21 protein-coding genes, 1 pseudogene and 1 riboswitch are annotated in these 26,364 nt (G+C 53.1%); of the genes and pseudogenes, 16 read left to right on the top strand and 6 right to left on the bottom strand.

Features of this window, described 5'->3' with window-relative positions; translation table 11 throughout:
* From tuf to rpoC, 9 genes and pseudogenes are all read left to right on the top strand, one after another.
* A pseudogene (tuf, locus tag C7433_RS23395) lies at positions 1-159 on the top strand (elongation factor Tu); the annotation flags it as partial.
* A 229-nt stretch (positions 160-388) separates the two neighbouring features.
* On the top strand, positions 389-772 hold the full coding sequence (gene secE, locus C7433_RS23390; protein ID WP_006121494.1) for a preprotein translocase subunit SecE: 384 nt from the start codon (positions 389-391) through the stop codon (positions 770-772).
* 1 nt (position 773) lies between these two features.
* Complete coding sequence (gene nusG / locus C7433_RS23385; protein WP_003848088.1) at positions 774-1,319, top strand: transcription termination/antitermination protein NusG; 546 nt, start codon at positions 774-776, stop codon at positions 1,317-1,319.
* Between the two features lie 145 nt (positions 1,320-1,464).
* Positions 1,465-1,893, top strand: coding sequence for a 50S ribosomal protein L11 (rplK, locus tag C7433_RS23380; protein WP_006121495.1), 429 nt, complete (start codon positions 1,465-1,467; stop codon positions 1,891-1,893).
* Positions 1,894-1,896: 3 nt separating this feature from the next.
* On the top strand, positions 1,897-2,601 hold the full coding sequence (gene rplA, locus C7433_RS23375) for a 50S ribosomal protein L1 (RefSeq protein ID WP_006121496.1): 705 nt from the start codon (positions 1,897-1,899) through the stop codon (positions 2,599-2,601).
* Between the two features lie 421 nt (positions 2,602-3,022).
* Entirely contained in the window at positions 3,023-3,520 is a 498-nt protein-coding gene (rplJ, locus tag C7433_RS23370; protein WP_003848098.1) for a 50S ribosomal protein L10, read from the top strand.
* A 63-nt stretch (positions 3,521-3,583) separates the two neighbouring features.
* Complete coding sequence (gene rplL / locus C7433_RS23365; protein ID WP_006121499.1) at positions 3,584-3,946, top strand: 50S ribosomal protein L7/L12; 363 nt, start codon at positions 3,584-3,586, stop codon at positions 3,944-3,946.
* Between the two features lie 330 nt (positions 3,947-4,276).
* A complete protein-coding gene (gene rpoB / locus C7433_RS23360) occupies positions 4,277-8,305 on the top strand; it encodes a DNA-directed RNA polymerase subunit beta (protein ID WP_033737970.1) in 4,029 nt (1,342 codons plus the stop codon).
* Positions 8,306-8,424: 119 nt separating this feature from the next.
* Entirely contained in the window at positions 8,425-12,648 is a 4,224-nt protein-coding gene (rpoC, locus tag C7433_RS23355) for a DNA-directed RNA polymerase subunit beta' (RefSeq protein WP_110269058.1), read from the top strand.
* A 174-nt stretch (positions 12,649-12,822) separates the two neighbouring features.
* Here the strand turns inward: rpoC and C7433_RS23350 are convergent, their stop codons facing one another.
* Positions 12,823-13,008, bottom strand: coding sequence for a DUF1127 domain-containing protein (locus C7433_RS23350; protein WP_058702173.1), 186 nt, complete (start codon positions 13,006-13,008; stop codon positions 12,823-12,825).
* 174 nt (positions 13,009-13,182) lie between these two features.
* Between C7433_RS23350 and C7433_RS23345 the strand changes: the two genes are divergently transcribed.
* Entirely contained in the window at positions 13,183-14,721 is a 1,539-nt protein-coding gene (locus C7433_RS23345) for a PLP-dependent aminotransferase family protein (RefSeq protein WP_110269057.1), read from the top strand.
* A gap of 115 nt (positions 14,722-14,836) precedes the next feature.
* Here C7433_RS23345 and thiE read toward each other — a convergent pair whose 3' ends face one another.
* The 3 genes from thiE to C7433_RS23330 all read right to left on the bottom strand — a co-directional run bounded on the left by thiE (position 14,837) and on the right by C7433_RS23330 (position 18,215).
* Complete coding sequence (thiE, locus tag C7433_RS23340) at positions 14,837-15,469, bottom strand: thiamine phosphate synthase (protein ID WP_110269056.1); 633 nt, start codon at positions 15,467-15,469, stop codon at positions 14,837-14,839.
* Positions 15,470-17,392, bottom strand: coding sequence for a phosphomethylpyrimidine synthase ThiC (gene thiC / locus C7433_RS23335; protein WP_033737960.1), 1,923 nt, complete (start codon positions 17,390-17,392; stop codon positions 15,470-15,472).
* Positions 17,393-17,478: 86 nt separating this feature from the next.
* Positions 17,479-17,578: riboswitch (TPP riboswitch) on the bottom strand.
* A 133-nt stretch (positions 17,579-17,711) separates the two neighbouring features.
* A complete protein-coding gene (locus C7433_RS23330; RefSeq protein WP_033737958.1) occupies positions 17,712-18,215 on the bottom strand; it encodes an Rsd/AlgQ family anti-sigma factor in 504 nt (167 codons plus the stop codon).
* Between the two features lie 196 nt (positions 18,216-18,411).
* On the opposite strand from C7433_RS23330, the gene nudC reads away from it, so the two are divergent.
* From nudC to C7433_RS23300, 6 genes are all read left to right on the top strand, one after another.
* Positions 18,412-19,182, top strand: a complete 771-nt coding sequence (nudC, locus tag C7433_RS23325) for an NAD(+) diphosphatase (RefSeq protein WP_033737957.1) — start codon at positions 18,412-18,414, stop codon at positions 19,180-19,182.
* A 40-nt stretch (positions 19,183-19,222) separates the two neighbouring features.
* A complete protein-coding gene (gene hemE, locus C7433_RS23320; RefSeq protein WP_039343272.1) occupies positions 19,223-20,293 on the top strand; it encodes a uroporphyrinogen decarboxylase in 1,071 nt (356 codons plus the stop codon).
* Positions 20,293-20,961 carry a deoxyribonuclease V gene (gene nfi / locus C7433_RS23315; protein ID WP_033737954.1) on the top strand — a complete coding sequence of 223 codons (669 nt, stop codon included), beginning with the start codon at positions 20,293-20,295 and terminating at the stop codon, positions 20,959-20,961. The genes hemE and nfi overlap by 1 nt, the downstream gene beginning before the upstream one ends.
* 62 nt (positions 20,962-21,023) lie before the next feature.
* Positions 21,024-21,614, top strand: a complete 591-nt coding sequence (locus tag C7433_RS23310) for a YjaG family protein (RefSeq protein ID WP_110269055.1) — start codon at positions 21,024-21,026, stop codon at positions 21,612-21,614.
* 188 nt (positions 21,615-21,802) lie between these two features.
* Complete coding sequence (gene hupA / locus C7433_RS23305) at positions 21,803-22,075, top strand: nucleoid-associated protein HU-alpha (protein WP_006121511.1); 273 nt, start codon at positions 21,803-21,805, stop codon at positions 22,073-22,075.
* Positions 22,076-22,142: 67 nt separating this feature from the next.
* On the top strand, positions 22,143-22,805 hold the full coding sequence (locus C7433_RS23300) for a DUF1481 domain-containing protein (protein ID WP_110269054.1): 663 nt from the start codon (positions 22,143-22,145) through the stop codon (positions 22,803-22,805).
* Positions 22,806-22,843: 38 nt separating this feature from the next.
* Here the strand turns inward: C7433_RS23300 and purD are convergent, their stop codons facing one another.
* Positions 22,844-24,124, bottom strand: coding sequence for a phosphoribosylamine--glycine ligase (purD, locus tag C7433_RS23295; RefSeq protein WP_033737950.1), 1,281 nt, complete (start codon positions 24,122-24,124; stop codon positions 22,844-22,846).
* A gap of 16 nt (positions 24,125-24,140) precedes the next feature.
* Complete coding sequence (purH, locus tag C7433_RS23290; RefSeq protein ID WP_054634702.1) at positions 24,141-25,730, bottom strand: bifunctional phosphoribosylaminoimidazolecarboxamide formyltransferase/IMP cyclohydrolase; 1,590 nt, start codon at positions 25,728-25,730, stop codon at positions 24,141-24,143.
* Between the last annotated feature and the right edge of the window lie 634 nt (positions 25,731-26,364).

Below are 26,364 nucleotides of genomic sequence, written 5' to 3'. Positions count from 1 at the left end.
GAGCTGCCAGAAGGCGTTGAAATGGTTATGCCAGGCGACAACATCAAAATGGTTGTTACCCTGATCCACCCAATCGCAATGGACGAAGGTCTGCGTTTCGCAATCCGCGAAGGTGGCCGTACCGTTGGCGCGGGCGTTGTTGCCAAAGTTATCGCTTAATTACCGATAATATTTGACGCAATGCACATGGAAAGGGCATCATTTGATGCCCTTTTTGTACGCTGTTTTATAGAACCTGACTCATCAGTGATTTTGCACCATAATCATTGCTGAGACAGGCTCTGTTATGCGGCGCTGGATACCGAGTTACGCCCCAAAAGCTCATTCGGTTTGGATGCCTCGCGATGCGGGGCAGAATAGTTTCTGAATTATTGTGGCAGGTTGGTTTATGAGTGCGAATACCGAAGCTCAAGGGAGCGGGCGCGGCCTCGAAGCGCTGAAATGGGTAGTGGTAGTCTTATTACTGCTTGCGGCGATCGTAGGTAACTACCTCTATCGTGATGTGACGTTACCTCTGCGTGCGTTGGCTGTTGTTATTTTGATTGCAGCAGCAGGCGGCATTGCGCTTTTAACGACCAAAGGCAAAGCGACCGTAGCCTTTGCACGTGAAGCAAGAACCGAAATGCGCAAGGTTATCTGGCCAACCCGCCAGGAGACACTGCATACCACGTTAATCGTTGCCGCGGTCACTGCCGTGATGTCACTGATTTTGTGGGGGCTGGATGGCATTCTGGTCCGTCTGGTATCGTTTATCACTGGCCTGAGGTTCTGAGATGTCTGAAGCTCCAAAAAAACGCTGGTACGTCGTGCAGGCGTTTTCCGGTTTTGAAGGCCGCGTAGCACAGTCGCTGCGTGAGCACATCAAATTGCACAACATGGAAGAGCTGTTTGGCGACGTCATGGTGCCGACTGAAGAAGTGGTCGAGATCCGTGGTGGTCAACGCCGTAAAAGCGAACGTAAATTCTTCCCAGGCTACGTTCTGGTTCAGATGGTTATGAATGATGCCAGCTGGCACCTCGTTCGCAGCGTGCCACGCGTAATGGGTTTCATCGGTGGTACTTCTGACCGCCCTGCGCCAATCAGCGATAAAGAAGTTGATGCGATCATGAACCGCCTGCAGCAGGTAGGTGACAAGCCACGTCCGAAAACGCTGTTCGAACCGGGCGAAATGGTACGCGTCAACGATGGTCCGTTTGCCGACTTTAACGGCGTGGTCGAAGATGTCGATTATGAGAAGAGTCGTCTGACTGTTTCGGTCTCCATCTTTGGACGTGCAACACCTGTCGAACTCGACTTCGGTCAGGTGGAGAAAGGCTAACCTTTCTTTCACTATTTGGCTGTTGCAGCAGGCGCGAAATTAAACTATAATTTCGCGCCTTTTGTTTTTATGCGCTGGCAACAGCGTGTAAATCGTTACCACGGGGAGCCTTTTAAAGGCGCTATAACCCAATTGAGGAATTATCATGGCTAAGAAAGTACAAGCCTACGTCAAGCTGCAGGTTGCAGCTGGTATGGCGAACCCAAGTCCACCAGTTGGTCCAGCTCTGGGTCAGCAGGGTGTTAACATCATGGAATTCTGTAAAGCGTTTAACGCCAAAACAGAATCACTGGAAAAAGGCCTGCCTACTCCAGTTGTTATCACCGTATACAGCGACCGTTCTTTCACCTTCATTACCAAAACGCCTCCGGCTGCCGTTCTGCTGAAAAAAGCAGCGGGCATCAAGTCTGGTTCTGGTAAGCCGAACAAAGATAAAGTCGGTAAAGTGACTCGTGCTCAGGTACGTGAAATCGCAGAAACTAAAGCTGCGGACATGACTGGTTCTGACGTTGAAGCGATGACTCGCTCAATCGAAGGTACTGCTCGTTCCATGGGCCTGGTAGTAGAGGACTAAGAAATGGCAAAGCTGACCAAGCGCATGAGCGTTATTCGCGACAAAGTTGACGCGACTAAGCAGTACGATATTGCTGAAGCAATCGCATTACTGAAAGAGCTGGCTACCGCTAAGTTCGTTGAAAGCGTAGACGTTGCTGTTAACCTCGGCATCGACGCTCGTAAATCTGACCAGAACGTGCGCGGCGCGACCGTTCTGCCACACGGTACAGGTCGCTCTGTACGTGTAGCCGTCTTCACCCAGGGCGCAAACGCTGAAGCTGCTAAAGCAGCTGGCGCTGAGCTGGTAGGTATGGAAGATCTGGCTGAGCAGATCAAGAAAGGCGAAATGAACTTTGACGTTGTTATTGCATCTCCAGATGCAATGCGCGTTGTTGGCCAGTTAGGCCAGGTTCTGGGTCCGCGTGGCCTGATGCCAAACCCGAAAGTCGGTACTGTAACCCCGAACGTTGCTGAAGCGGTTAAGAACGCTAAAGCAGGTCAGGTTCGTTATCGTAACGACAAAAACGGCATCATCCACACTACCATCGGTAAAGTGGACTTCGATGCTGACAAACTGAAAGAAAACCTGGAATCTCTGCTGGTTGCGCTGAAAAAAGCAAAACCTGCTCAGGCGAAAGGCGTGTACATCAAGAAAGTCAGCATCTCTACCACCATGGGCGCCGGCGTTGCCGTTGACCAGGCTGGTCTGAGCGCAGCGGCAAACTAATTGCTGCTTGAAACGGGCGAAAAATTCACCTAGAATCTTACGCCCGTTGTTCTGCATTCATGCAGATGTCATCGTGAGTAAGACAGATTGTGCGAACGCAGCGACTGAGTCAGTCGCCTGAAACACAGTAAAGTGTTCAGCAGGCCTTATAAAGGCTGTCAGTGCAGGGCAATCTGGGCCACGATGTACAGCCGAATTTTAGGTTGGAGCCAGGCCTTATCCTGGCCTCCGTCCAAGACCGCAGGAGCTGCACATTTTCGGATGTAATGCTTAATACCCTGCGTAGACGGTGACAGAACCAAAAGAATTTTTCTTTACTGGATTCTGCTCACCGTGTAATAGCGCTTATTTTCCTTCGGGCGAATAAGTGAAGTGAGTTCCGGGGAAATCCATCCCCGGTCAAATCCAGGAGCTAAAGCTAATGGCATTAAATCTTCAAGACAAACAAGCGATTGTTGCTGAAGTCAGCGAAGTAGCCAAAGGTGCGCTTTCAGCGGTTGTTGCGGATTCTCGTGGCGTTACCGTTGATAAAATGACCGAACTGCGTAAAGCAGGTCGTGAAGCTGGCGTTTACATGCGTGTTGTTCGTAACACCCTGCTGCGCCGCGTCGTTGAAGGTACTCAGTTCGAGTGCCTGAAAGACACGTTTGTTGGTCCGACCCTGATTGCATATTCTATGGAACACCCGGGCGCTGCTGCTCGTCTGTTCAAAGATTTCGCGAAAGCGAATGCAAAATTTGAGGTCAAAGCTGCAGCCTTTGAAGGTGAGTTGATCACGGCGGCCAATATTGACCGTCTGGCAACGCTGCCGACCTACGAAGAAGCACTGGCACGTCTGATGTCGACCATGAAAGAAGCCGCTGCCGGCAAACTGGTTCGCACTCTGGCTGCTGTTCGCGATGCAAAAGAAGCGGCTTAAGGCCTCTCTTTTCTTCGTACTTGCTAACGTATAAACTTTTTCTGATTCTTAGGAACAATTGTTATGTCTATCACTAAAGACCAAATTCTGGAAGCCGTTGCCGCTATGTCCGTAATGGAAGTAGTTGAGCTGGTTTCTGCTATGGAAGAAAAATTCGGCGTTTCTGCTGCTGCTGCTGTAGCTGTTGCTGCTGGCCCAGCTGAAGCTGTTGAAGAGAAAACTGAATTCGACGTTATCCTGAAAGCTGTTGGCGCGAACAAAGTTGCAGTAATCAAAGCCGTTCGTACCGCAACTGGTCTGGGCCTGAAAGAAGCCAAAGATCTGGTTGAAGCAACTGGCGTGATCAAAGAAGGCATCAGCAAAGATGACGCAGCTGCACTTGAAGCTGCTCTGAAAGAAGCTGGCGCTGAAGTTGAAGTTAAGTAAGACAACCCTCGGGTTGCAGTCTGAGTAATATCAGACTGATGGCTGGTGACTTTTTGGTCACCAGCCTTTTTGCGCTCCAGGGCCTCAATGGGGTTTCGCACTGTTTGTCCATTGTTGCTCTTCAATATCTTTCTCTATCGACGACTTAATATACTGCTTTCCTGTGCGGGTTCCCTGCCCACGCTGAAGCAATGAAATGATTTAAGCGTGATAGAAAGAGGTATTGCACACACTGCCGGGCAGTGCGTGAATCAAACAAAATCGTGTTGCATGAACTGTCCTGTCAGGACGGACAGCGTGGGTCGACTTGTCAGCTAGCTGAGGAACCCTATGGTTTACTCCTATACCGAGAAAAAACGTATTCGTAAGGATTTTGGTAAACGTCCACAAGTTTTGGACATACCTTATCTCCTTTCTATCCAGCTTGATTCGTTTCAGAAGTTTATCGAGCAAGATCCAGAAGGTCAGTACGGACTGGAAGCTGCCTTCCGCTCTGTATTCCCTATCGCGAGCTACAGCGGCAACTCTGAGTTGCAGTATGTCAGCTATCGCTTAGGTGAACCTGTCTTTGACGTGAAAGAATGTCAGATCCGTGGCGTGACCTACTCGGCACCGCTGCGCGTCAAACTGCGTCTGGTGATCTATGAGCGCGAAGCGCCAGAAGGCACAGTAAAAGACATTAAAGAACAAGAAGTCTACATGGGTGAAATTCCACTCATGACAGACAACGGTACCTTTGTTATCAACGGTACTGAGCGTGTTATCGTTTCTCAGCTGCATCGTAGTCCTGGCGTATTCTTTGACAGCGATAAGGGTAAAACCCACTCATCGGGTAAAGTGCTGTATAACGCACGTATCATTCCTTACCGTGGTTCATGGCTGGACTTCGAGTTTGACCCGAAAGACAACCTTTTCGTCCGTATTGACCGTCGTCGTAAGCTGCCGGCCAGTATCATCCTGCGCGCACTGCATTACACCACTGCTGAAATCCTCGATATCTTCTTCGAGAAAGTGGTGTATGAAATCCGTGACAACAAGCTGCAGATGGAACTGGTGCCAGAGCGCCTGCGTGGTGAAACCGCGACCTTCGATATCGAATCGAACGGCACGGTCTACGTTGAGAAAGGGCGTCGCATCACTGCGCGTCACATTCGTCAGCTCGAAAAAGACGGTATCCAGCACATTGAAGTGCCTGTTGAATATATTGCAGGCAAAGTGGTCTCTAAAGATTATATCGATGAGAACACCGGTGAACTGATTATCGCAGCGAACATGGAGCTGTCGCTGGATCTGCTGGCCAAGCTGAGCCAGGCGGGTCACAAGCGTATCGAAACGCTGTTCACCAACGATCTGGATCACGGCCCTTATATCTCCGAGACCCTGCGCGTCGACCCAACCAACGATCGCCTGAGCGCGCTGGTTGAGATTTACCGCATGATGCGTCCTGGTGAGCCACCTACGCGTGAAGCAGCAGAGAACCTGTTCGAGAACCTGTTCTTCTCTGAAGATCGTTACGATCTTTCTGCTGTCGGCCGCATGAAGTTCAACCGTTCATTGCTGCGTGATGAAATCGAAGGTTCAGGTATCCTGAGCAAAGAAGACATCATCGAAGTGATGAAAAAGCTGATCGACATCCGTAACGGTAAAGGCGAAGTGGACGATATCGACCACCTCGGTAACCGTCGTATTCGTTCAGTGGGTGAAATGGCGGAAAACCAGTTCCGCGTCGGCCTGGTCCGTGTTGAGCGTGCAGTGAAAGAGCGTCTTTCTCTGGGCGACCTCGACACATTGATGCCTCAGGACATGATTAACGCCAAGCCTATTTCGGCGGCGGTGAAAGAGTTCTTTGGTTCAAGCCAGCTGTCCCAGTTTATGGATCAGAACAACCCGTTGTCAGAGATTACGCACAAGCGTCGTATCTCTGCTCTCGGCCCGGGTGGTTTAACCCGTGAGCGTGCCGGCTTCGAAGTGCGTGACGTACACCCAACGCACTACGGTCGTGTCTGCCCAATCGAAACCCCTGAAGGTCCGAACATCGGTCTGATCAACTCCTTGTCTGTATATGCGCAGACCAACGAGTACGGTTTCCTGGAAACCCCTTATCGTCGCGTGATCGACGGTGTGGTTTCCGATGAAATTCATTACCTGTCTGCCATCGAAGAAGGTAACTATGTCATCGCTCAGGCGAACACCAATCTGTCAGAAGAAGGTGCGTTCGTTGATGACCTGGTGACCTGCCGTAGCAAAGGTGAATCGAGCCTGTTCAGCCGCGATCAGGTTGACTACATGGACGTTTCGACCCAACAGGTCGTTTCCGTCGGTGCGTCACTGATCCCGTTCCTGGAACACGATGATGCTAACCGCGCTCTGATGGGTGCGAACATGCAACGTCAGGCCGTTCCTACACTGCGTGCCGATAAGCCGCTGGTAGGGACCGGTATGGAGCGCGCGGTTGCCGTTGACTCCGGTGTTACCGCTGTGGCGAAACGTGGCGGTACCGTTCAGTACGTTGATGCATCACGTATCGTTATCAAAGTTAACGAAGACGAAATGTATCCGGGCGAAGCGGGCATCGACATCTACAACCTGACCAAATACACCCGTTCTAACCAGAACACCTGTATCAACCAGATGCCATGTGTATCTCTGGGCGAGCCAGTTGAGCGTGGTGATGTGCTGGCTGATGGTCCGTCTACCGATCTCGGTGAACTGGCGCTGGGTCAGAACATGCGCGTCGCGTTCATGCCGTGGAACGGTTACAACTTCGAAGACTCCATCTTAGTCTCCGAGCGCGTGGTGCAGGAAGATCGCTTCACGACCATCCACATTCAGGAACTGGCCTGTGTGTCTCGCGACACCAAGCTGGGGCCAGAAGAGATTACCGCTGACATCCCGAACGTGGGTGAGGCTGCACTCTCTAAACTGGATGAATCCGGTATCGTTTACATCGGTGCGGAAGTGACCGGTGGTGACATTCTGGTTGGTAAAGTGACGCCAAAAGGCGAAACCCAGCTGACACCAGAAGAGAAACTGCTGCGTGCGATCTTCGGTGAGAAAGCGTCTGACGTGAAAGACTCTTCTCTGCGCGTGCCTAACGGTGTTTCGGGTACGGTTATCGACGTTCAGGTCTTCACCCGCGATGGCGTGGAAAAAGACAAACGTGCGCTGGAAATCGAAGAGATGCAGCTGAAGCAGGCGAAGAAAGACCTGTCTGAAGAGCTGCAGATTCTGGAAGCGGGCCTGTTCAGCCGTATCCAGTCTGTCCTGATTTCTGGTGGCGTTGAAGCAGACAAACTGGACAAGCTGCCGCGTGAGCGTTGGCTGGAACTGGGTCTGACTGACGAAGCCAAGCAAAACCAGCTGGAACAGCTGGCAGAGCAGTACGACGAACTGAAGCACGAGTTTGAGAAAAAACTCGAAGGCAAGCGTCGTAAAATCACACAAGGCGATGATCTGGCACCAGGCGTGCTGAAAATCGTTAAGGTTTATCTGGCCGTTAAACGTCAGATTCAGCCTGGTGATAAGATGGCAGGTCGTCACGGTAACAAAGGTGTTATCTCGAAGATCAACCCAATCGAAGACATGCCTTACGATGAGAACGGTACGCCGGTCGATATCGTACTGAACCCGCTGGGCGTACCTTCACGTATGAACATCGGTCAGATCCTTGAGACGCACTTAGGGATGGCAGCGAAAGGTATCGGCGAGAAAATCAACGCGATGCTGAAGAAGCAGGAAGAAGTTGCCAAACTGCGCGAATTCATCCAGCGTGCTTACGATCTGGGCACAGATGTGCGTCAGAAAGTTGACCTGAATACCTTTAGTGATGACGAAGTTCTGCGTCTGGCTGAAAACCTGAAAAAAGGTATGCCGATCGCCACGCCGGTGTTTGATGGTGCGAAAGAGAGCGAAATCAAAGAGCTGTTAGAGCTCGGCGGTCTGCCTTCTTCCGGTCAGATTACCCTGTTTGATGGTCGCACTGGTGAGCAGTTCGAACGTCAGGTAACCGTTGGTTATATGTACATGCTGAAACTCAACCACCTGGTTGATGACAAGATGCACGCACGTTCTACCGGTTCCTACAGCCTCGTTACTCAGCAGCCGCTGGGTGGTAAGGCACAGTTCGGTGGTCAGCGCTTCGGTGAGATGGAAGTATGGGCGCTGGAAGCATACGGTGCGGCATATACCCTCCAGGAAATGCTTACCGTTAAGTCTGATGACGTTAACGGCCGTACCAAGATGTATAAGAACATCGTGGATGGCAACCATCAGATGGAACCTGGCATGCCAGAATCGTTCAACGTACTGTTGAAAGAGATTCGCTCGCTGGGTATCAACATCGAGCTGGAAGACGAGTAACCCTCAGTAGCAGGCTTCGGCCTGTAAGCGCAGGGTTAACGCGCTCGCATTTGTACTGGTTATGGGGCGTTCAATTTCGGTTGGACGCCCCTGAGTCTCACTCCGACGGGAGCTAATCCGTGAAAGACTTACTTAAGTTTCTGAAAGCGCAAACTAAGACCGAAGAGTTTGATGCGATCAAAATTGCGCTGGCTTCGCCAGACATGATCCGTTCATGGTCTTTTGGTGAAGTTAAAAAGCCGGAAACCATTAACTACCGTACCTTCAAGCCAGAGCGTGACGGTCTTTTCTGTGCCCGTATTTTTGGACCGGTAAAAGATTACGAATGCCTGTGCGGTAAGTACAAGCGTTTAAAACATCGTGGCGTAATCTGCGAGAAGTGTGGCGTAGAAGTTACACAGACCAAAGTACGTCGTGAGCGCATGGGCCACATTGAGCTGGCATCACCGACTGCGCACATTTGGTTCCTGAAATCACTGCCATCGCGTATCGGCTTGCTGCTGGATATGCCGCTGCGTGATATCGAGCGCGTGCTGTACTTCGAATCTTATGTTGTGATCGAAGGCGGCATGACTAACCTGGAAAAACGTCAGATTCTGACGGAAGAGCAGTACCTTGACGCGCTGGAAGAGTTCGGTGACGAATTCGACGCGAAGATGGGTGCAGAAGCTATCCAGGCGCTGCTGAAAAATATGGATCTGGAGCAAGAGTGCGAGCAGCTGCGTGAAGAGCTGAACGAAACCAACTCCGAGACCAAGCGTAAAAAACTGACCAAGCGTATCAAGCTGCTGGAAGCGTTCGTTCAGTCTGGTAATAAGCCAGAGTGGATGATCCTGACCGTTCTGCCGGTTCTGCCGCCTGATCTGCGTCCGCTGGTACCGCTGGATGGTGGTCGTTTCGCTACGTCGGATCTGAACGATCTGTATCGTCGCGTGATCAACCGTAACAACCGTCTGAAACGCCTGCTGGATCTGGCTGCGCCAGATATCATCGTACGTAACGAAAAACGTATGCTGCAGGAAGCGGTTGATGCCCTGCTGGATAACGGTCGTCGCGGTCGTGCGATCACCGGTTCTAACAAGCGTCCTCTGAAATCTTTGGCCGATATGATCAAAGGTAAGCAGGGTCGTTTCCGTCAGAACCTGCTCGGTAAGCGTGTCGACTACTCCGGTCGTTCTGTTATTACCGTTGGTCCATACCTGCGTCTGCATCAGTGCGGTCTGCCGAAGAAAATGGCACTGGAGCTGTTCAAACCGTTCATCTACGGCAAGCTGGAACTGCGTGGCCTGGCCACCACCATCAAAGCCGCGAAGAAGATGGTTGAGCGTGAAGAAGCTGTCGTTTGGGATATCCTGGACGAAGTCATCCGCGAACACCCGGTCCTGCTGAACCGTGCACCAACGCTGCACCGTTTAGGTATCCAGGCCTTTGAACCGGTTCTGATCGAAGGTAAAGCCATCCAGCTTCACCCGCTGGTTTGTGCGGCCTATAACGCCGACTTCGATGGTGACCAGATGGCTGTTCACGTACCGCTGACGCTGGAAGCCCAGCTGGAAGCGCGTGCGCTGATGATGTCGACCAACAACATTCTGTCACCGGCGAACGGCGAGCCAATCATCGTTCCTTCACAGGACGTTGTACTGGGTCTGTACTACATGACCCGCGACAAAGTGAATGCCAAAGGTGAAGGCATGGTGCTGACCGGCCCGAAAGAAGCTGAGCGTGTTTATCGCGCTGGCCTGGCCGAGCTGCATGCGCGCGTTAAAGTGCGTATCACTGAGTACAGCAAAAACGAGCAGGATGAGTTCGTTGCGAAAACCAGCTTGATCGACACCACCATTGGTCGTTCGATTCTGTGGATGATCGTACCGAAAGGTCTGCCTTTCTCCATCGTCAACCAGGCGCTGGGTAAAAAGGCTATCTCTAAAATGCTGAACACCTGTTATCGCATTTTGGGCCTGAAGCCGACCGTTATCTTTGCTGACCAGACCATGTACACCGGTTTCGCCTACGCCGCCCGTTCAGGTGCGTCTGTTGGTATCGACGACATGGTTATCCCAGCCAAGAAAGTGGAAATCATCTCTGAAGCCGAAGCCGAAGTGGCCGAAATTCAGGAACAGTTCCAGTCTGGTCTGGTTACCGCCGGCGAACGTTACAACAAAGTCATCGATATCTGGGCTGCCGCGAACGAGCGCGTAGCGAAGGCGATGATGGAAAACCTCTCAACCGAGACCGTGATTAACCGTGACGGCGAAGAAGAGAAACAGGTTTCCTTTAACAGCATCTTTATGATGGCCGACTCCGGTGCGCGTGGTTCTGCTGCACAGATTCGTCAGCTGGCCGGTATGCGTGGTCTGATGGCTAAGCCAGATGGCTCCATCATTGAAACGCCTATCACCGCGAACTTCCGTGAAGGTCTGAACGTACTTCAGTACTTCATCTCGACGCACGGTGCACGTAAAGGTCTGGCAGATACCGCACTGAAAACCGCTAACTCCGGTTATCTGACGCGTCGTCTGGTTGACGTTGCGCAGGACCTGGTTGTCACCGAAGACGACTGTGGTACACACGAAGGCATCATGATGACGCCAGTCATCGAAGGTGGCGACGTGAAAGAGCCACTGCGTGAGCGCGTTCTGGGCCGTGTAACGGCAGAAGACGTTCTGAAGCCTGGCACGGCTGACATTCTGGTTCCACGTAACACACTGCTCGATGAGCACTGGTGTGACGTGCTGGAACTGAACTCAGTCGACAGCGTGAAGGTGCGTTCGGTTGTAGGTTGTGAAACCGACTTTGGTGTGTGTGCGCATTGCTATGGTCGCGACCTGGCACGTGGTCACATCATCAACAAAGGCGAAGCAATCGGTGTTATCGCGGCACAGTCAATCGGTGAGCCGGGTACACAGCTGACGATGCGTACGTTCCACATCGGTGGTGCGGCATCTCGTGCGGCAGCTGAATCCAGCATTCAGGTGAAGAACAAAGGTACCATCAAGCTGACCAATGCTAAGTCGGTAACGAACTCAGCAGGCAAGCTGGTGATCACCTCGCGTAACGTTGAACTGAAAATGATCGACGAATTTGGCCGTACGAAAGAGAGCTATAAAGTTCCTTACGGTGCGACCATGGCGAAAGGTGATGGTGAGCAGGTTGCTGCGGGTGAAACCGTTGCAAACTGGGATCCGCATACCATGCCAGTTATCACAGAAGTGGGCGGTTTCATTCGCTTCACCGACATGATCGACGGTCAGACCATTACGCGTCAGACTGACGACTTAACAGGTCTGTCATCGCTGGTGGTTCTGGACTCTGCAGAACGTACCTCAGGTGGTAAAGATCTGCGTCCGGCACTGAAAATCGTTGATGCCAAAGGCAATGATGTTCTGATCCCAGGTACCGATATGCCTGCTCAGTACTTCCTGCCAGGTAAAGCGATTGTACAGCTGGAAGATGGCGTGAAGATCAGCTCGGGTGATACCCTGGCGCGTGTTCCGCAGGAATCTGGCGGTACCAAGGATATTACCGGTGGTCTGCCACGCGTTGCTGACCTGTTCGAAGCGCGTCGTCCGAAAGAACCAGCAATCCTGGCGGAGATCAGCGGCATCATCTCCTTCGGTAAAGAAACCAAAGGTAAGCGTCGTCTGGTGATTACACCGCTGGATGGTAGCGATCCATACGAAGAGATGATTCCGAAATGGCGTCAGCTGAACGTGTTCGAAGGTGAACGTGTTGAGCGCGGTGACGTGGTTTCCGATGGTCCAGAGTCACCACATGACATCCTGCGTTTACGTGGCGTGCATGCGGTTACCCGTTACATCACTAACGAAGTGCAGGAAGTTTACCGTCTGCAAGGCGTTAAGATTAACGATAAGCACATCGAAGTCATCGTTCGTCAGATGCTGCGTAAAGCTACCATCATGAGCGCGGGCAGCACTGAGTTCCTGGAAGGTGAGCAGGCTGAATTCTCTCGCATCAAGATCTCTAACCGTGAACTTGAAGCGAACGGAAAAGTTGGCGCAACCTTCGTACGTGACCTGCTGGGTATCACTAAAGCGTCACTGGCAACCGAATCGTTCATCTCTGCAGCATCGTTCCAGGAAACTACACGTGTCCTGACCGAAGCGGCAGTAGCAGGCAAGCGCGACGAACTGCGCGGTCTGAAAGAGAACGTGATCGTGGGTCGTTTGATCCCGGCCGGTACCGGTTACGCTTATCACCAGGATCGTATGCGTCGTCGTGCGGCAGGCGAAGTGCCAGCTGCACCGCAGGTGACTGCTGACGAAGCATCCGCAAGCCTGGCGGAGTTACTGAACGCGGGTCTTGGCGGTAACAACGACGAGTAATCGTCAAACGCCTGATAAAAAACCCTGCTCCGGCAGGGTTTTTTTTGCCTGCGAGATCAGGCTGTCTTGTACAGGCGGCACCGGCATTCATAACGCGTACTGTCGTGAAGAGTGTTTTCCGAAGTCCGTCCTGTTAACGAATTCGACTCACGCCTGTTTCCAGGCGAGCCGTAATTAAAAGCGTTTATTGATATCGCTTCTCTTTAACCCGATATCTTTCAGCGCACTGTCGCTCAGTCTGCATAAAATCATGCGGGTTTCGCGCCGACACTGCCAGCGACGAAAATGATGCCAGATAAAGCGAAACAGGCTGAGTGAAACTGCAAAGGGTTTAGCGCTACGATTTTCCTCATATTCCATGATCCTGCCCTCAGTAAGTAACCTGAGAAATATTTTCATGCAGATACAATTTCCAATACAGATGCACTCGAAGCAATTATTTAACATACAGATTGCCGTCAGCGTGGACTGAATGGTAGAAATACAGGCTGTCTGTACTGTTTTGTCGGGTCATCAACCTGGCTGAGGTCGATCATGACGCGCTATCAACATTTAGCCACATTGCTGGAAAAACGTATTGAACAGGGGTTGTACCAAAGTGGCGAACGCCTGCCCTCCGTTCGGAGTTTGAGCGTCGAACATGGTGTCAGCATCAGCACGGTACAGCAGGCCTATTATCTGCTGGAGCAGAAACAGCTGATTATTCCGCAGGCGCGTTCCGGGTATTTTGTGGCGCCACATAAGGCGATGCCGCCCGTTCCGGCCTTGACGCGTCCGGCGCAACATCCGGTGGAAATTACCCAGTGGGACGCGGTGCTTGACCTGCTTAACAGCCGCCGGGAACAGGATGTACTGCAACTGGGCAGCGGTATGCCGGATTTAACGCAGTCCACACTGAAACCTCTGTGGAAGGCGTTTAGCCGTCAGGCGCAGCAGCAGGAAAGCACGCTGCTGAATTACGACAACCTTTACGGTGTCGCCCGGCTGAGAGAACAAATTGCCCGGTTGATGATCGACAGCGGCTGCCAGCTGACCTCAGAAGATATTGTGATTACCACAGGCTGCCACGAAGCGCTGTCAGTGTCCGTGCGCGCAATATGCCAGCCCGGCGATATCATTGCGGTCGAATCGCCGTCATTTCACGGCATCATGCAGACATTACGTGGGTTCGGCATTCGGGCCATTGAGATTCCGACCGATTCTGTAACGGGAATCAGCCTTGAAGCGCTGGAACTGGCCTTTGATCAGTGGCCGATCAAAGCGGTCGTCGTCGTCCCTAACTGCAACAATCCTCTTGGCTTTATCATGCCCGAAAAGCGCAAGCGCGCGCTGCTGAGTCTGGTACAGCGTTTTGATGCGGCGATCATTGAAGACGATGTTTATGGTGAGCTGGCCTGGGAGTACCCGCGGCCTTCATCCATTAAATCTCTGGATACAGAAGGACGCGTATTGCTGTGCAGCTCGTTTTCCAAAACGCTGGCACCGGGTTTACGTGTGGGCTGGGTGGCGCCCGGACGCTTCCGCGATCGTGTTTTGCATATGAAATACATTGTGACAGGTTCTACCGCCACTCAGCCTCAGCATGCCGTAGCTGACTTTATCCAGCAGGGCCATTACCAGACGCATCTTCGGCGGATGCGCCAGGTTTACCAGCGCAATTACGACACCTTTTCCTGCTGGGTACGGCATTACTTCCCTTGCGGTATCTGCGTCACGCGGCCTCAGGGCGGTTTTTTGATGTGGATTGAATTGCCTGAGGCATTTGATGCGGTGCAGCTCAACCACGAATTACGCAAATCAGGGATCCAGATTGCCGTAGGCTCGCTGTTTTCGGCCTCCGGAAAGTACCGTAACTGTCTGCGCCTGAATTACGCCTTGCCCGCAAGCGGTAAGATTGAACAGGCACTGGCCTTGACCGGTAAGGCTGTCGAGCGGGCGATGGCCGCCTGTGCGCATCAGCCGTCGGCTGACCTGTCCGCCGTTATCGATATCATCGCTTCAGGTGGTGAGAAGCAGGGCCAGAAAGAGGAGGGAACTGGCCCTGGTCAGGCCATCCCGGCCGGACGCCAGTGACTTTAAAGGACAGAAAAAAGCCGCGCCAGTCGCAATGTTCATTGCCGTGCGCGGCTTTCCAGTTTTTATCTGCCTGTTGCACAACGTGCGCGTTTATCTGCGCGACAGGGCGGGGTTAATGCCCGGATTCGGGCTCAACAAGCCATAACAGCTCGCGGGTGGCCGCCCGCCAGTCCTCTGCCTGCGTAATGGCGCTCACCACGGCGATACTGCCGACACCAGTTTCCAGTACCGCCGGAACGCGATCAATGCTGATGCCGCCAATCGCCACGGTAGAGATCCCCTGCAACCGACTCAGGTGGCGTTTAAGTTCAGACAAACCCTGCGGAGAAGAGGGCATCACCTTCGTCTGAGTCGGAAAGATATGTCCCAGCGCAATGTAGGAAGGACGCAGCGCCAGCGCCCGATCCAGCTCAGCATCATCGTGCGTGGAAATGCCCAGGCGCAAGCCTGCGTCCAGAATGCGCTGCACATTGGCAACGGCCAGATCTTCCTGCCCCAGATGAACGCCATAAGCCTTATGCTTAATCGCCAGCTGCCAGTAGTCATTAATAAACAGGCGCGCCTGGTAACGCTGACCTGTTGCGATAGCCTGGATGATGGTGGGTTCAACGATCTCATCTGGCAGATCCTTAATCCGCAGCTGAATCGTGCGCACCCCGGCATCCAGTAAGCGTTCGATCCATTCGACGCTGTCGACCACCGGATACAGCCCTAATCGCGGCGCGGTAGCGGGAAAGGCGTTCATTTACTCCTCCTTAATCGCTGTGGCGGGATGATAGAGTTCACCGCCCCGTTCACGGAAATGATCAGACATCTGCGCCATGCCAACCTCAATAGCCTGCGCTTCCGCTTCCTGTCTGGCAGCATAGTCACGCACTTCCTGCGTGATCTTCATTGAGCAAAACTTAGGGCCGCACATTGAACAGAAGTGGGCGACTTTACCCGATTCCTGTGGCAACGTTTCATCGTGATAGGCCCGGGCTGTATGAGGATCCAGCGCCAGATTGAACTGATCTTCCCAGCGAAATTCGAAGCGCGCTTTCGACATGGCGTTGTCGCGGATCTGCGCCCCCGGATGGCCTTTGGCCAGATCGGCAGCATGCGCGGCGATCTTGTAGGTGATTAATCCCTGTTTCACATCCTCTTTGTTTGGCAGGCCAAGATGCTCCTTCGGCGTGACGTAACACAACATCGCGCAGCCAAACCAGCCAATCATGGCGGCACCGATGCCAGAGGTAAAATGATCGTAGCCCGGCGCAATGTCGGTCGTCAGTGGGCCCAGAGTATAAAACGGCGCTTCATGGCAATGTTCCAGCTGCTCTGTCATGTTGCGACGGATCATCTGCATCGGGATATGGCCGGGGCCTTCGATCATCACCTGTACGTCATATTCCCAGGCTATTTTTGTCAGTTCACCCAGCGTGTGCAGCTCAGCGAACTGTGCTTCGTCGTTGGCGTCCTGAATCGATCCGGGGCGTAATCCGTCACCCAGGGACAAAGCGATATCGTAGGCTGCGCAAATTTCACAGATGTCGCGGAAGTGTTCATAGAGAAAGCTCTCCTTGTGATGAGACAGGCACCACTTCGCCATAATGGAGCCACCACGGGACACAATACCGGTCAGGCGTTTTGCAGTCATGGGAACGTAGCGCAGCAGCACGCCCGCATGGATAGTAAAATAATCCACGCCCTGTTCGGCCTGCTCCAGTAACGTATCGCGGAAAATGTCCCAGTTCAGGTTTTCAGCCACACCGTTGACCTTCTCCAGTGCCTGATAAATCGGAACAGTGCCGATGGGAACAGGACTGTTACGCAGAATCCATTCACGGGTTTCATGAATATAGCGTCCGGTCGACAGATCCATGACTGTGTCCGCGCCCCAGCGTGTGGACCAGACCAGCTTTTCTACTTCTTCTTCAATAGACGAGGTCACCGCTGAGTTACCAATGTTGGCATTCACCTTCACCAGAAAGTTGCGTCCAATGATCATCGGTTCGGATTCGGGATGGTTGATATTGGCCGGAATAATGGCGCGGCCAGCGGCCACTTCCTGGCGTACAAACTCGGGGGTAATGTTTTCGGGCAGATGGGCACCAAAGCTGTGGCCCGGATGCTGTTGCAGCAGTACCTCACCACGAATGCGCTCACGGCCCATGTTCTCCCTGATGGCGATGAACTCCATCTCTGGCGTGATGATTCCCCGACGCGCGTAATGTAACTGGGTCACACAGCGGCCGGCTTTAGCACGGCGCGGCGTTGGCAGATGTTCAAAGCGCAGGTGATCCAGTCCGTCATCAGCCAGTCGCTGCTGCGTATACGCCGAGCTAATCTGCGTCAGTTTTTCGCTGTCGTCGCGCTCTTCAATCCAGCGAGCACGCAGTTTATCCAGTCCGCGATGCACGTCGATTTTTGCTGCCGGATCGCCATAGGCACCGGCGGTGTCATAAACCGGCACAGGCTCATTTTCCTGGTAAACGGGCTCATCTTTACTGCCGCCGGTCAATGTAGGGCTAAGCTGGATTTCGCGCATGGGGACACGAATGTCGTCACGACTGCCGGTCAGCCAGATACGTTTTGAGTTGGGAAAGGCACTGCCACCCTGCAGGGAATCAATGAATTCCTGTGCCTGAGCACGTTGTTCGCGACGGGTCGTTTTCGTAGTAGACATAGCAATATTCCAGTAAGTGGGAAGGTTGCTTGTCCGGAGTTCGGAAGGAGTAACGGCACAGCGGGCACCCTGAGTGCGGCGTACCGTAAAAATTTACTCTTGTTCCCTTCGCAGGTTCTAACCTGATCAGGTTCCGCGGATCCCGAATTAACGGTCTCAGCCCAATGGGCACTCCGACAAGATTTGGTTTAACGGTTAATCAGGTCCCGCAAGGACGTGCAACCGTCAAACCCTGACTAACATAAAACAGATGTTTTAAAGCCCACTCAGCATAAGGGGGCTTTTTATGAATCACAAGTTATTTACATTTGCGGCACTGTTAAGCAGGGCGGGCAATTTCACTGTCGTTCGCCACAGGCGGAGTCAGGTGATTGTCCCATGCCATTTGGATAAGCTTGTCTTCAAGGGTAAAGCGCGCTTCAAGAGCTTCGCCGACTTCTGACAAGGCGTGCTGAAACGTCACATAGTTGTCGTCGTCGATGGCCTGTTGCAGGTGGCCGTCATACAGCTGCATCAACTGCTCGGTATTGGCTTCCAGCGATGGGTAAATCTGCGCGGCAGCCAGCAGCGGACTGGTGCCGTCCATCTCTGCAATCAAACGCTGGTAAAGACTAAAGTGACCAGATGAAAGATAATCGACCAGCGTGTGACAAAAGTTATCCAGTGCCTGCTCGTCCAGGCGAGTCAGCGCTTCTTTTTTCGGCTTGATGCCGACCAAATGGTAATAAGAAACCAACAGCTGGCGGCGAGCTGCCAGCCATGAATCTACCAGTTCATTACTGCCACCTACGCGTTGGGTCAGAACGTCTAACTGGTTAAGCATAGTTAACTCCGTATGCGTTATGCACCTTCATATTTCAGATTAGCGATGCGCCAATTGCGCTTGTTCTCCGCGAACCTGTCGGGATAAATAAGCGTGCTGTCGTCTTGCAACCAGAATTATTTGGGTATAGTTGTTCATCTACACACTTAACATCGGGACTTCAGCGTGCGGGTTGACGCTAAGGATGACGAAATAAATGCAATGCGAAATTTCAAGCGTAGACGCTGGATGGTGGATTGTCAGTAGTGAACAGAAAATTTGGTTACCGCAAGGCGATTTACCTCACGGAAACGCACAGCAGTTTGGCCTTACCGGGCACCAGGGGCGCGTGATTGGCGAATGGCAGGGAGAGAAGGTCTGGCTGATTTGTGAAACGCGTTCGTCAGATATGTTGTCGTTGCGCCAGTTACTCAACGAAGATCCGGGCCTGTTTCAGCTGGCCGGGCGCGGTGTGCAGTTAGCAGAGTTTTACCGATCCCATCGCTGGTGCGGCTATTGTGGTCATGAGATGCATGCCAGTAAACGCGAATTTGCCTGCCTGTGTAGCCATTGCCGTGAACGTTATTACCCACAAATTGCGCCCTGTATTATCGTTGCTATCCGCCGTGGAGATGAGATCCTGCTGGCCAACCATGCGCGTCATCGTAATAACATTTACACTGTGCTGGCCGGGTTCGTTGAAGTCGGTGAGACCATTGAACAGGCGGTTGCACGCGAAGTGATGGAAGAGAGCAACGTGCGCGTGAAGAATGTCCGTTATGTCACTTCCCAGCCCTGGCCTTTCCCGCAGTCCTTAATGATGGCCTTTATGGCGGAGTATGACGGCGGCGACTTACAGCACGACGGTAAAGAGCTGTTGGATGCCGGATGGTTCCGTTTTGATGCGCTGCCTTTACTGCCTCCACCTGGCACCGTTGCCCGTCGATTAATTGAAGATACCGTTGCCCTCTGCCGCGCTGAGGCGTGAGAGTGCTACACTACTCGCTTGATACCGAGAGAGTCCTGACATGAGTGAACTGAAGAACGACCGTTATTTGCGCGCCCTGTTACGCCAGCCTGTCGATGTTACCCCCGTATGGATGATGCGCCAGGCCGGACGATATTTGCCGGAATATAAAGCCACGCGTGCCCAGGCGGGCGACTTTATGTCGCTGTGTAAGAATGCCGAGCTGGCCTGCGAAGTCACCCTGCAACCATTGCGTCGCTACAAGCTCGATGCGGCCATCCTCTTCAGTGATATTCTCACCATTCCTGATGCGATGGGATTAGGGCTGTACTTCGAAACGGGGGAAGGTCCATGCTTTTCAAACCCCGTAACCTGCCGTGCCGACGTCGATCGCCTGCCTGTTCCCGATCCTGAACAGGAACTGGGTTACGTGATGAATGCCGTACGGACCATCCGTAAGAACCTTAATGGTGAGGTGCCCTTAATTGGTTTTTCAGGCAGTCCGTGGACGCTGGCAACCTATATGGTAGAAGGCGGCAGTAGCAAGGCCTTCACCAAAATTAAAAAAATGATGTACGCCGAACCTGCCACATTGCATGCCATGCTGGATAAGCTGGCCGACAGCGTTATTCTCTATCTCAACGCTCAGATCCGCGCCGGGGCGCAGTCAGTCATGGTGTTTGACACCTGGGGCGGCGCATTGAGTGGCCGCGATTATCGCGAATTCTCGCTTTATTACATGCATAAAATCGTCGACAGCGTACTGCACGAAAACGAAGGCCGTCGTGTGCCGATCACGCTGTTTACTAAAGGCGGCGGTCAGTGGCTTGAGGCCATGGCTGAAACAGGCTGCGATGCACTGGGCCTGGACTGGACTATCGACATCAGTGAGGCCCGCCGTCGTGTCGGGCATAAAGTCGCCTTACAGGGCAATATGGATCCCTCCATGCTGTACGCACCACCGGCCCGTATCGAGCAGGAAGTGGCCAGTATTCTGGACGGTTTCGGCAAAGGTGAAGGCCACGTATTCAATCTGGGACATGGTATCCATCAGGATGTACCGCCAGAGCATGCCGGCGTCTTCGTTGAGGCGGTGCACCGCCTTTCCCGCCAGTATCATCAGGAGTCATAATGGATATTGCTGCACTTCGTGCGGAGCAACAACAGCGTGCCGCAGACGTCGTGCGGCAGGACGATTTTGATGTGCTGCCGCCACGCTTTATTGGTGGCGCAGACGTCGGGTTTGAACAGGAAGGTGCGGTCACGCGCGCGGCGCTGGTTATTCTTGAATACCCGTCGCTGAAGCTGGTGGAGCATCGTATCGCGCGCATCGAGACGACTATGCCGTACATTCCTGGCTTTCTCTCTTTCCGGGAATATCCCGCCTTGCTGGCGGCATGGAATATGCTGGAGCAGAAGCCTGACCTGTTGTTTGTCGACGGTCACGGCATTTCGCATCCGCGTCGGCTCGGTGTGGCGTCACACTTTGGACTGATGGTCGATGTTCCCACCATCGGTGTCGCCAAAAAGCGTTTGTGCGGACGGTTTGAGCCGCTGGACGAGACTCCCGGCAGTCGCCAGCCGTTAATGGATAAAGGGGAGCAAATTGGCTGGGTATGGCGCAGCAAGGTACGCTGTAATCCGCTGTTTGTGGCCACCGGGCATCGCGTCAGCCTGGACAGTGCCCTCGATTGGGTTGAAAAGTGTACTCAGGGCTACCGTTTACCGGAACCGACGCGCTGGGCAGATGCTGTCGCATCACGCCGACCTGCATTTCTGCGCTGGCAAAACGCGCTTTAGCACTGTTTGTAGGGCGCTTTTGCGTTACACTGCGGCCAGCGAAACGAATAAGAGCTCTGTGTATGTTACAAAACCCTGTGCATTTGCGTCTGGCAAAGCTGGAAAGCTGGCAACATCTGACGTTTATGGCTTGCCTGTGCGAGCGCATGTATCCTAATTACATGGCTTTTTGCCAGCAAACTGCGTTTGCCGATCCTGCGCTTTACCGCCGGATTCTCGATCTGGTTTGGGAAACGCTGACGGTGAAAGATGCAAAGATCAACTTCGACAGTCAACTGGAAAAGCTCGAAGCTGCGATTCCGGATGGAGATGATTTTGAGGTCTACGGCGTGTATCCGGCCATCGATGCCTGTGTGGCATTAAGTGAAGTGCTGCACGCCCTGTTAAGTGGCGAAACGCTTGAACATGCGATTGAAGTCAGCAAGACCTCCATCACCACCGTGGCCATTCTGGAAATGACTCAGGCAGGTCGCGAAATGACCGATGAAGAGCTGCGGGAAAACCCGGCTGTCATCGACGAATGGGACCTGCAATGGGAGATTTTTCGCCTGCTCGCAGACTGTGAAGAGCGAGACCTTGAATTGATAAAAGGTCTGCGATCCGACCTGCGCGAGGCGGGAATTAGTAACATCGGTATAAAAATTCAGCAATAAGGCGAGAAAACGTGACTTCAGGCCTTAATTAGCGCGCCTGGAGGCTTCACATCAGCCCCCTGTCTGGTCTACATTTGGGGGGCTGAAAATTGTGGCTATCGGTGCGTGCAGGCTGAAGAGTGCCCGAAGTTGGCTTTTCCCTCGCACTCGTTGCTTAGCAAGCGATAAATACACTTTAAGGATAACTTATGAACAAGACTCAACTGATTGATGTGATCGCAGAAAAAGCTGACCTGTCTAAAACCCAGGCCAAGGCAGCGCTGGAATCTACTCTGGCTGCAATCACTGAGTCTCTGAAAGAGGGTGATGCTGTACAACTGGTTGGTTTTGGTACTTTTAAAGTGAACCACCGCGCTGAGCGTACCGGTCGTAACCCACAGACTGGCAAAGAAATCAAAATCGCTGCGGCAAACGTACCTGCATTCGTGTCTGGTAAAGCTCTGAAAGACGCCGTCAAGTAAGACGTCGCATAGCGGTAAAGTTTTAAACAGGGGCGATTTCGCCCCTTTTGTTTAAGGGCCAGCCACCATGACTAAGCTGCTTCAGCGCTTTTCTGCCCTGCTTCTCTCCTCACTGATTATCGGGTGCAGTTCCACCCCCGACATTCCCGCCTTTTCCGCCAGTGGTTATCTGGCCGACCGTGGCAGTGTGCGTATCTGGCGTAAGAATACGGATCATCAGTCTGTGCATATTCGTACGCTGTATAACCCGTTTAACAGCGAAAAAAGCGAAACGACAGACTACCGCTGGCTGGGCGATCATCTGGTCAGCGTTGAGCGTCAGGTGAAAGGCGCGCCTCCCGACGATGTTACCCTGCGATTTGACCAGAATGGCAGTCTTAACTTTATGCAGCGCCAGCTTGCTACTCAACGTGAAGCGGTCAGCCCTGATACGGTGGAACTTTATAAGTTTGACGCGCAACGTATGCGGGACGTCAGCGATGCGCTCTTAAGCGGTCGGGTGTTTCTGAAGCAGGGGCACTGGGCAGGGGGCAATGTCGTGGAGACCTGTGACGGCCAAAAGGTGACGCCAGCGTTTGACAGTGAGGCATGGCAGACGCTCACGCATTACCGCCGTCATTCCGCTGGTCCCTTGATGGTTTCATGGCTGGAAGCGCCGGAAGGCGTTCAACTGTTGCGGGTCAGCCACAAAGACGAATGTGCAGATGAGCCCAAAGAGGCGGATTTCTGAGGCATGAAAAAGGGGCACAACGTGTGCCCCTGTCATCGTTACTGGCGACCAATGGCGCGATAGCCGATATCGCGGCGGCAGAAACTGCCTTGCCAGGAAATCGGCTGAGCAAGCGCATAAGCGCGCTTCTGCGCAGCGGCAACGTCATCGCCTAACGCGGTGACGCACAACACACGTCCACCGTTAGTCAGTACGCGGTCGCCTTCCAGACGTGTACCGGCATGGAAAACTTTGCCGTCAGCCGCTTCTTCCTGCGGCAAACCGTGAATCAGTTCGCCGTTCGCGTAGGGGCCAGGGTAGCCACCTGCCGCCAGCACCACACCCAGCGAAGGGCGGGGATCCCATTGTGAGTCTTTTTGATCGAGCTTGCCTTCACAGGCAGCCAGACAGAGATCCACCAGATCCGATTGCAGGCGCAGCATAATGGGCTGCGTTTCCGGATCGCCGAAACGGCAGTTGAATTCGATCACTTTTGGCTGACCGGTCTTATCGATCATCAGCCCGGCATATAAGAAGCCTGTGTAGACATTCCCTTCTGCTGCCATGCCACGTACGGTTGGCCAGATGACCTGGTCCATGACGCGCTGGTGGATTTCATCCGTCACCACTGGTGCAGGAGAGTAAGCGCCCATACCGCCGGTGTTTGGTCCTGTATCCCCATCGCCGACGCGTTTGTGATCCTGACTGGTGGCCATCGGCAGGACATTCTCGCCATCGACCATCACGATAAAACTGGCTTCTTCACCGTCCAGGAACTCTTCGATCACAATACGGTGCCCGGCGTCACCAAAGGCGTTGCCCGCCAGCATATCCTGCACCGCGTTTTCGGCTTCCTGCAACGTCATGGCCACAATGACACCTTTACCGGCAGCCAGGCCATCGGCTTTGATGACAATGGGCGCCCCTTTTTCACGCAGATAGGCCAGCGCAGGGGCGACCTCGGTGAAATTATGGTATTCGGCAGTGGGGATGTTGTGACGCGCAAGGAAGTCTTTCGTGAACGCTTTCGAACCTTCCAGCTGTGCGGCAGCCTGAGTCGGACCAAAGATTTTTAAGCCGGCGGCACGGAATGCATCAACCACGCCAATCACCAGCGGCGCTTCGGGTCCAACGATAGTGAGATCGATCTGTTCACGTTGCGCAAAGGCAAGTAATGCCGGGATATCTGTTGGGGAAATATCGACGTTCTGTAAAGCCGGTTCCAGCGCCGTACCTGCATTACCAGGGGCGACAAAAACGGCCGTTGCCAGCGGCGACTGGGCGGCTTTCCAGGCCAGGGCATGTTCACGTCCGCCGTTACCGATGATTAAAATTTTCATAAAACGCTCCACAGAATTAATGACGGAAGTGACGCATATCAGTAAAGATCATGGCAATACCGTGTTCATCGGCAGCTGCAATCACTTCGTCGTCGCGGATAGAGCCGCCTGGCTGAATGACACAGCTCACGCCCACGGCTGCAGCGGCATCAATACCATCACGGAATGGGAAGAACGCATCGGAAGCCATCGCAGAACCTTTAACTTCGAGACCTTCATCACCCGCTTTGATGCCCGCAATTTTGGCAGAATAGACGCGGCTCATCTGGCCCGCACCTATGCCAATAGTCATATTGTCGCGTGCATAGACAATGGCGTTGGACTTAACGAATTTAGCCACTTTCCAGCAGAACAGAGCATCACGCAGTTCCTGTTCAGAAGGCTGACGCTTGCTGACGACCCGCAACTGGCTGGCATCGACCATTCCGAGATCGCGATCCTGAACCAGCAGACCACCATTCACCCGTTTGAAATCCAGCGCGGCGACACGGCCCTGCCATTCACCACATACCAGTACACGAACGTTTTGTTTCGCCGCCGTGATTTTCAGGGCCGCTTCGGTCGCCGAAGGGGCGATGATCACTTCAACAAACTGCCGGCTGATAATGGCCTGTGCGGTCGCCTCGTCCAGTTCACGGTTAAACGCAATAATACCGCCAAATGCAGAGGTAGGATCGGTCTGGTAAGCGCGCTCGTAAGCCGCCAGAATGGACTCGCCGACGGCCACGCCGCAAGGATTAGCATGCTTTACAATGACGCACGCGGGCTCAGCGAATTCTTTTACGCACTCCAGTGCTGCATCGGTATCCGCAATGTTGTTATAAGACAGTGCTTTGCCCTGCACCTGCTCGGCGGTAGCGACAGAGGCCTCCTGTACATTTTCTTCTATATAGAAGGCGGCATCCTGATGGCTGTTCTCGCCATAACGCATATCCTGCTTTTTAACGAAGTTAAGATTGAGGGTGCGTGGGAAGCGTCCTGCCGGCTGCTCAGTTTCACCATGGTAGGCGGGAACCATGCTACCGAAGTAGTTGGCGATCATGCTGTCGTACGCAGCGGTGTGTTCAAACGCTTTGATTGCCAGGTCAAAACGGGTTTCCAGCGTCAGTGAGTTTTGGTTAGCGTCCAGCTCGGCGATGATGGCCGGGTAGTCGCTGCTCTTTACCACAATCGCCACATCTTTGTGGTTCTTGGCCGCCGAGCGCACCATGGTTGGGCCACCAATATCAATGTTCTCTACGGCATCTTCCAGTGAGCAGTCTGGCTTCGCGACGGTTTGTGCAAAGGGATAAAGGTTAACGACCACCATATCGATAGGGTTGATAGCGTGCTGCGCCATTACCGCATCATCTTGTCCGCGACGTCCCAGAATGCCGCCATGGACCTTCGGGTGCAGCGTTTTAACGCGTCCATCCATCATTTCCGGGAAACCGGTGTAGTCAGACACTTCGATGACGGGGAGCCCTGCCTCTGCCAGCAGACGTGCGGTGCCGCCTGTAGAGAGCAGCTCAACACCACGTTGGGAGAGTGCCTGAGCAAATTCGAGGATGCCGGCTTTATCAGAAACACTGAGCAGGGCGCGGCGTAAAGGACGAGGTTGTTGCATGGTGGTTTTATCCCTTGGCTTTGATTCGCGTAAATAAGAGCGTTACATCAAGTTTGCGAGCTTTCTTCCTCTTTATAGAGAAGTGAAAACGCGAAAACTTCAGGTAACGCCCCGAAAAGGGGCATCCATAGCGTTGCGGGGGCATTGTAGCGAAAACGTTTGCGTGATGCTCGTCTAAATTTGTACGTAACAGGAATGTGGATAACTTTGTGTGTAACTGCGTATAAGGCGGGCTTTTGCTGTGGAATGCAGCGAACAGTCATTTTTATTGAATTTAGCCCTTGTCAGCCTGCGAGAACTCCCTATAATGCGCCTCCATCGACACGGCACAACGGCTTACGGAATGCGGTGTTGAGAGGGTCAGGCAACTGAGCCGCCGGAGAAAAACTTCTGAAAAAGAGGTTGACTCTGAAAGAGGAAAGCGTAATATACGCCACCTCGCAACAGACGGTTAACCCGCTGGTTGCACTGCTCTTTAACAATTTATCAGACAATCTGTGTGGGCACTCGCAGGATTGATATCCGCGTCTCCGGACGCAAAAAAATATCAAGTCTTAAGAGTGAACACGTATTGAAATTCATTACGACGTTTTCCTTGAGCATCGCTGCACTGGTTGCAGCAAATCAAACTTTA

Origin of the sequence: Pantoea sp. PNA 03-3 (genome assembly GCF_003201175.1) — a bacterium.
In the GTDB taxonomy this organism is placed as follows: domain Bacteria; phylum Pseudomonadota; class Gammaproteobacteria; order Enterobacterales; family Enterobacteriaceae; genus Pantoea; species Pantoea stewartii.
The sequence above is the reverse complement of the archived record's forward strand: the minus strand, read 5'-3'. Positions and strand labels throughout refer to the sequence as shown.

Excerpts from the sequence above, each read along its gene's own strand:
- rpoB (WP_033737970.1), top strand. The coding sequence starts at position 4,277 with ATGGTTTACTCCTATACCGAGAAAAAACGTATTCGTAAGGATTTTGGT.
- purD (WP_033737950.1), bottom strand. The coding sequence starts at position 24,124 with ATGAAAATTTTAATCATCGGTAACGGCGGACGTGAACATGCCCTGGCC.
- C7433_RS23345 (WP_110269057.1), top strand. The coding sequence starts at position 13,183 with ATGACGCGCTATCAACATTTAGCCACATTGCTGGAAAAACGTATTGAA.
- C7433_RS23350 (WP_058702173.1), bottom strand. The coding sequence starts at position 13,008 with ATGGAATATGAGGAAAATCGTAGCGCTAAACCCTTTGCAGTTTCACTC.
- nusG (WP_003848088.1), top strand. The coding sequence starts at position 774 with ATGTCTGAAGCTCCAAAAAAACGCTGGTACGTCGTGCAGGCGTTTTCC.
- rplA (WP_006121496.1), top strand. The coding sequence starts at position 1,897 with ATGGCAAAGCTGACCAAGCGCATGAGCGTTATTCGCGACAAAGTTGAC.
- rplK (WP_006121495.1), top strand. The coding sequence starts at position 1,465 with ATGGCTAAGAAAGTACAAGCCTACGTCAAGCTGCAGGTTGCAGCTGGT.
- C7433_RS23300 (WP_110269054.1), top strand. The coding sequence starts at position 22,143 with ATGACTAAGCTGCTTCAGCGCTTTTCTGCCCTGCTTCTCTCCTCACTG.
- nudC (WP_033737957.1), top strand. The coding sequence starts at position 18,412 with ATGCAATGCGAAATTTCAAGCGTAGACGCTGGATGGTGGATTGTCAGT.
- hemE (WP_039343272.1), top strand. The coding sequence starts at position 19,223 with ATGAGTGAACTGAAGAACGACCGTTATTTGCGCGCCCTGTTACGCCAG.
- C7433_RS23310 (WP_110269055.1), top strand. The coding sequence starts at position 21,024 with ATGTTACAAAACCCTGTGCATTTGCGTCTGGCAAAGCTGGAAAGCTGG.
- hupA (WP_006121511.1), top strand. The coding sequence starts at position 21,803 with ATGAACAAGACTCAACTGATTGATGTGATCGCAGAAAAAGCTGACCTG.
- rplJ (WP_003848098.1), top strand. The coding sequence starts at position 3,023 with ATGGCATTAAATCTTCAAGACAAACAAGCGATTGTTGCTGAAGTCAGC.
- thiE (WP_110269056.1), bottom strand. The coding sequence starts at position 15,469 with ATGAACGCCTTTCCCGCTACCGCGCCGCGATTAGGGCTGTATCCGGTG.
- thiC (WP_033737960.1), bottom strand. The coding sequence starts at position 17,392 with ATGTCTACTACGAAAACGACCCGTCGCGAACAACGTGCTCAGGCACAG.
- nfi (WP_033737954.1), top strand. The coding sequence starts at position 20,293 with ATGGATATTGCTGCACTTCGTGCGGAGCAACAACAGCGTGCCGCAGAC.
- rplL (WP_006121499.1), top strand. The coding sequence starts at position 3,584 with ATGTCTATCACTAAAGACCAAATTCTGGAAGCCGTTGCCGCTATGTCC.
- purH (WP_054634702.1), bottom strand. The coding sequence starts at position 25,730 with ATGCAACAACCTCGTCCTTTACGCCGCGCCCTGCTCAGTGTTTCTGAT.
- secE (WP_006121494.1), top strand. The coding sequence starts at position 389 with ATGAGTGCGAATACCGAAGCTCAAGGGAGCGGGCGCGGCCTCGAAGCG.
- C7433_RS23330 (WP_033737958.1), bottom strand. The coding sequence starts at position 18,215 with ATGCTTAACCAGTTAGACGTTCTGACCCAACGCGTAGGTGGCAGTAAT.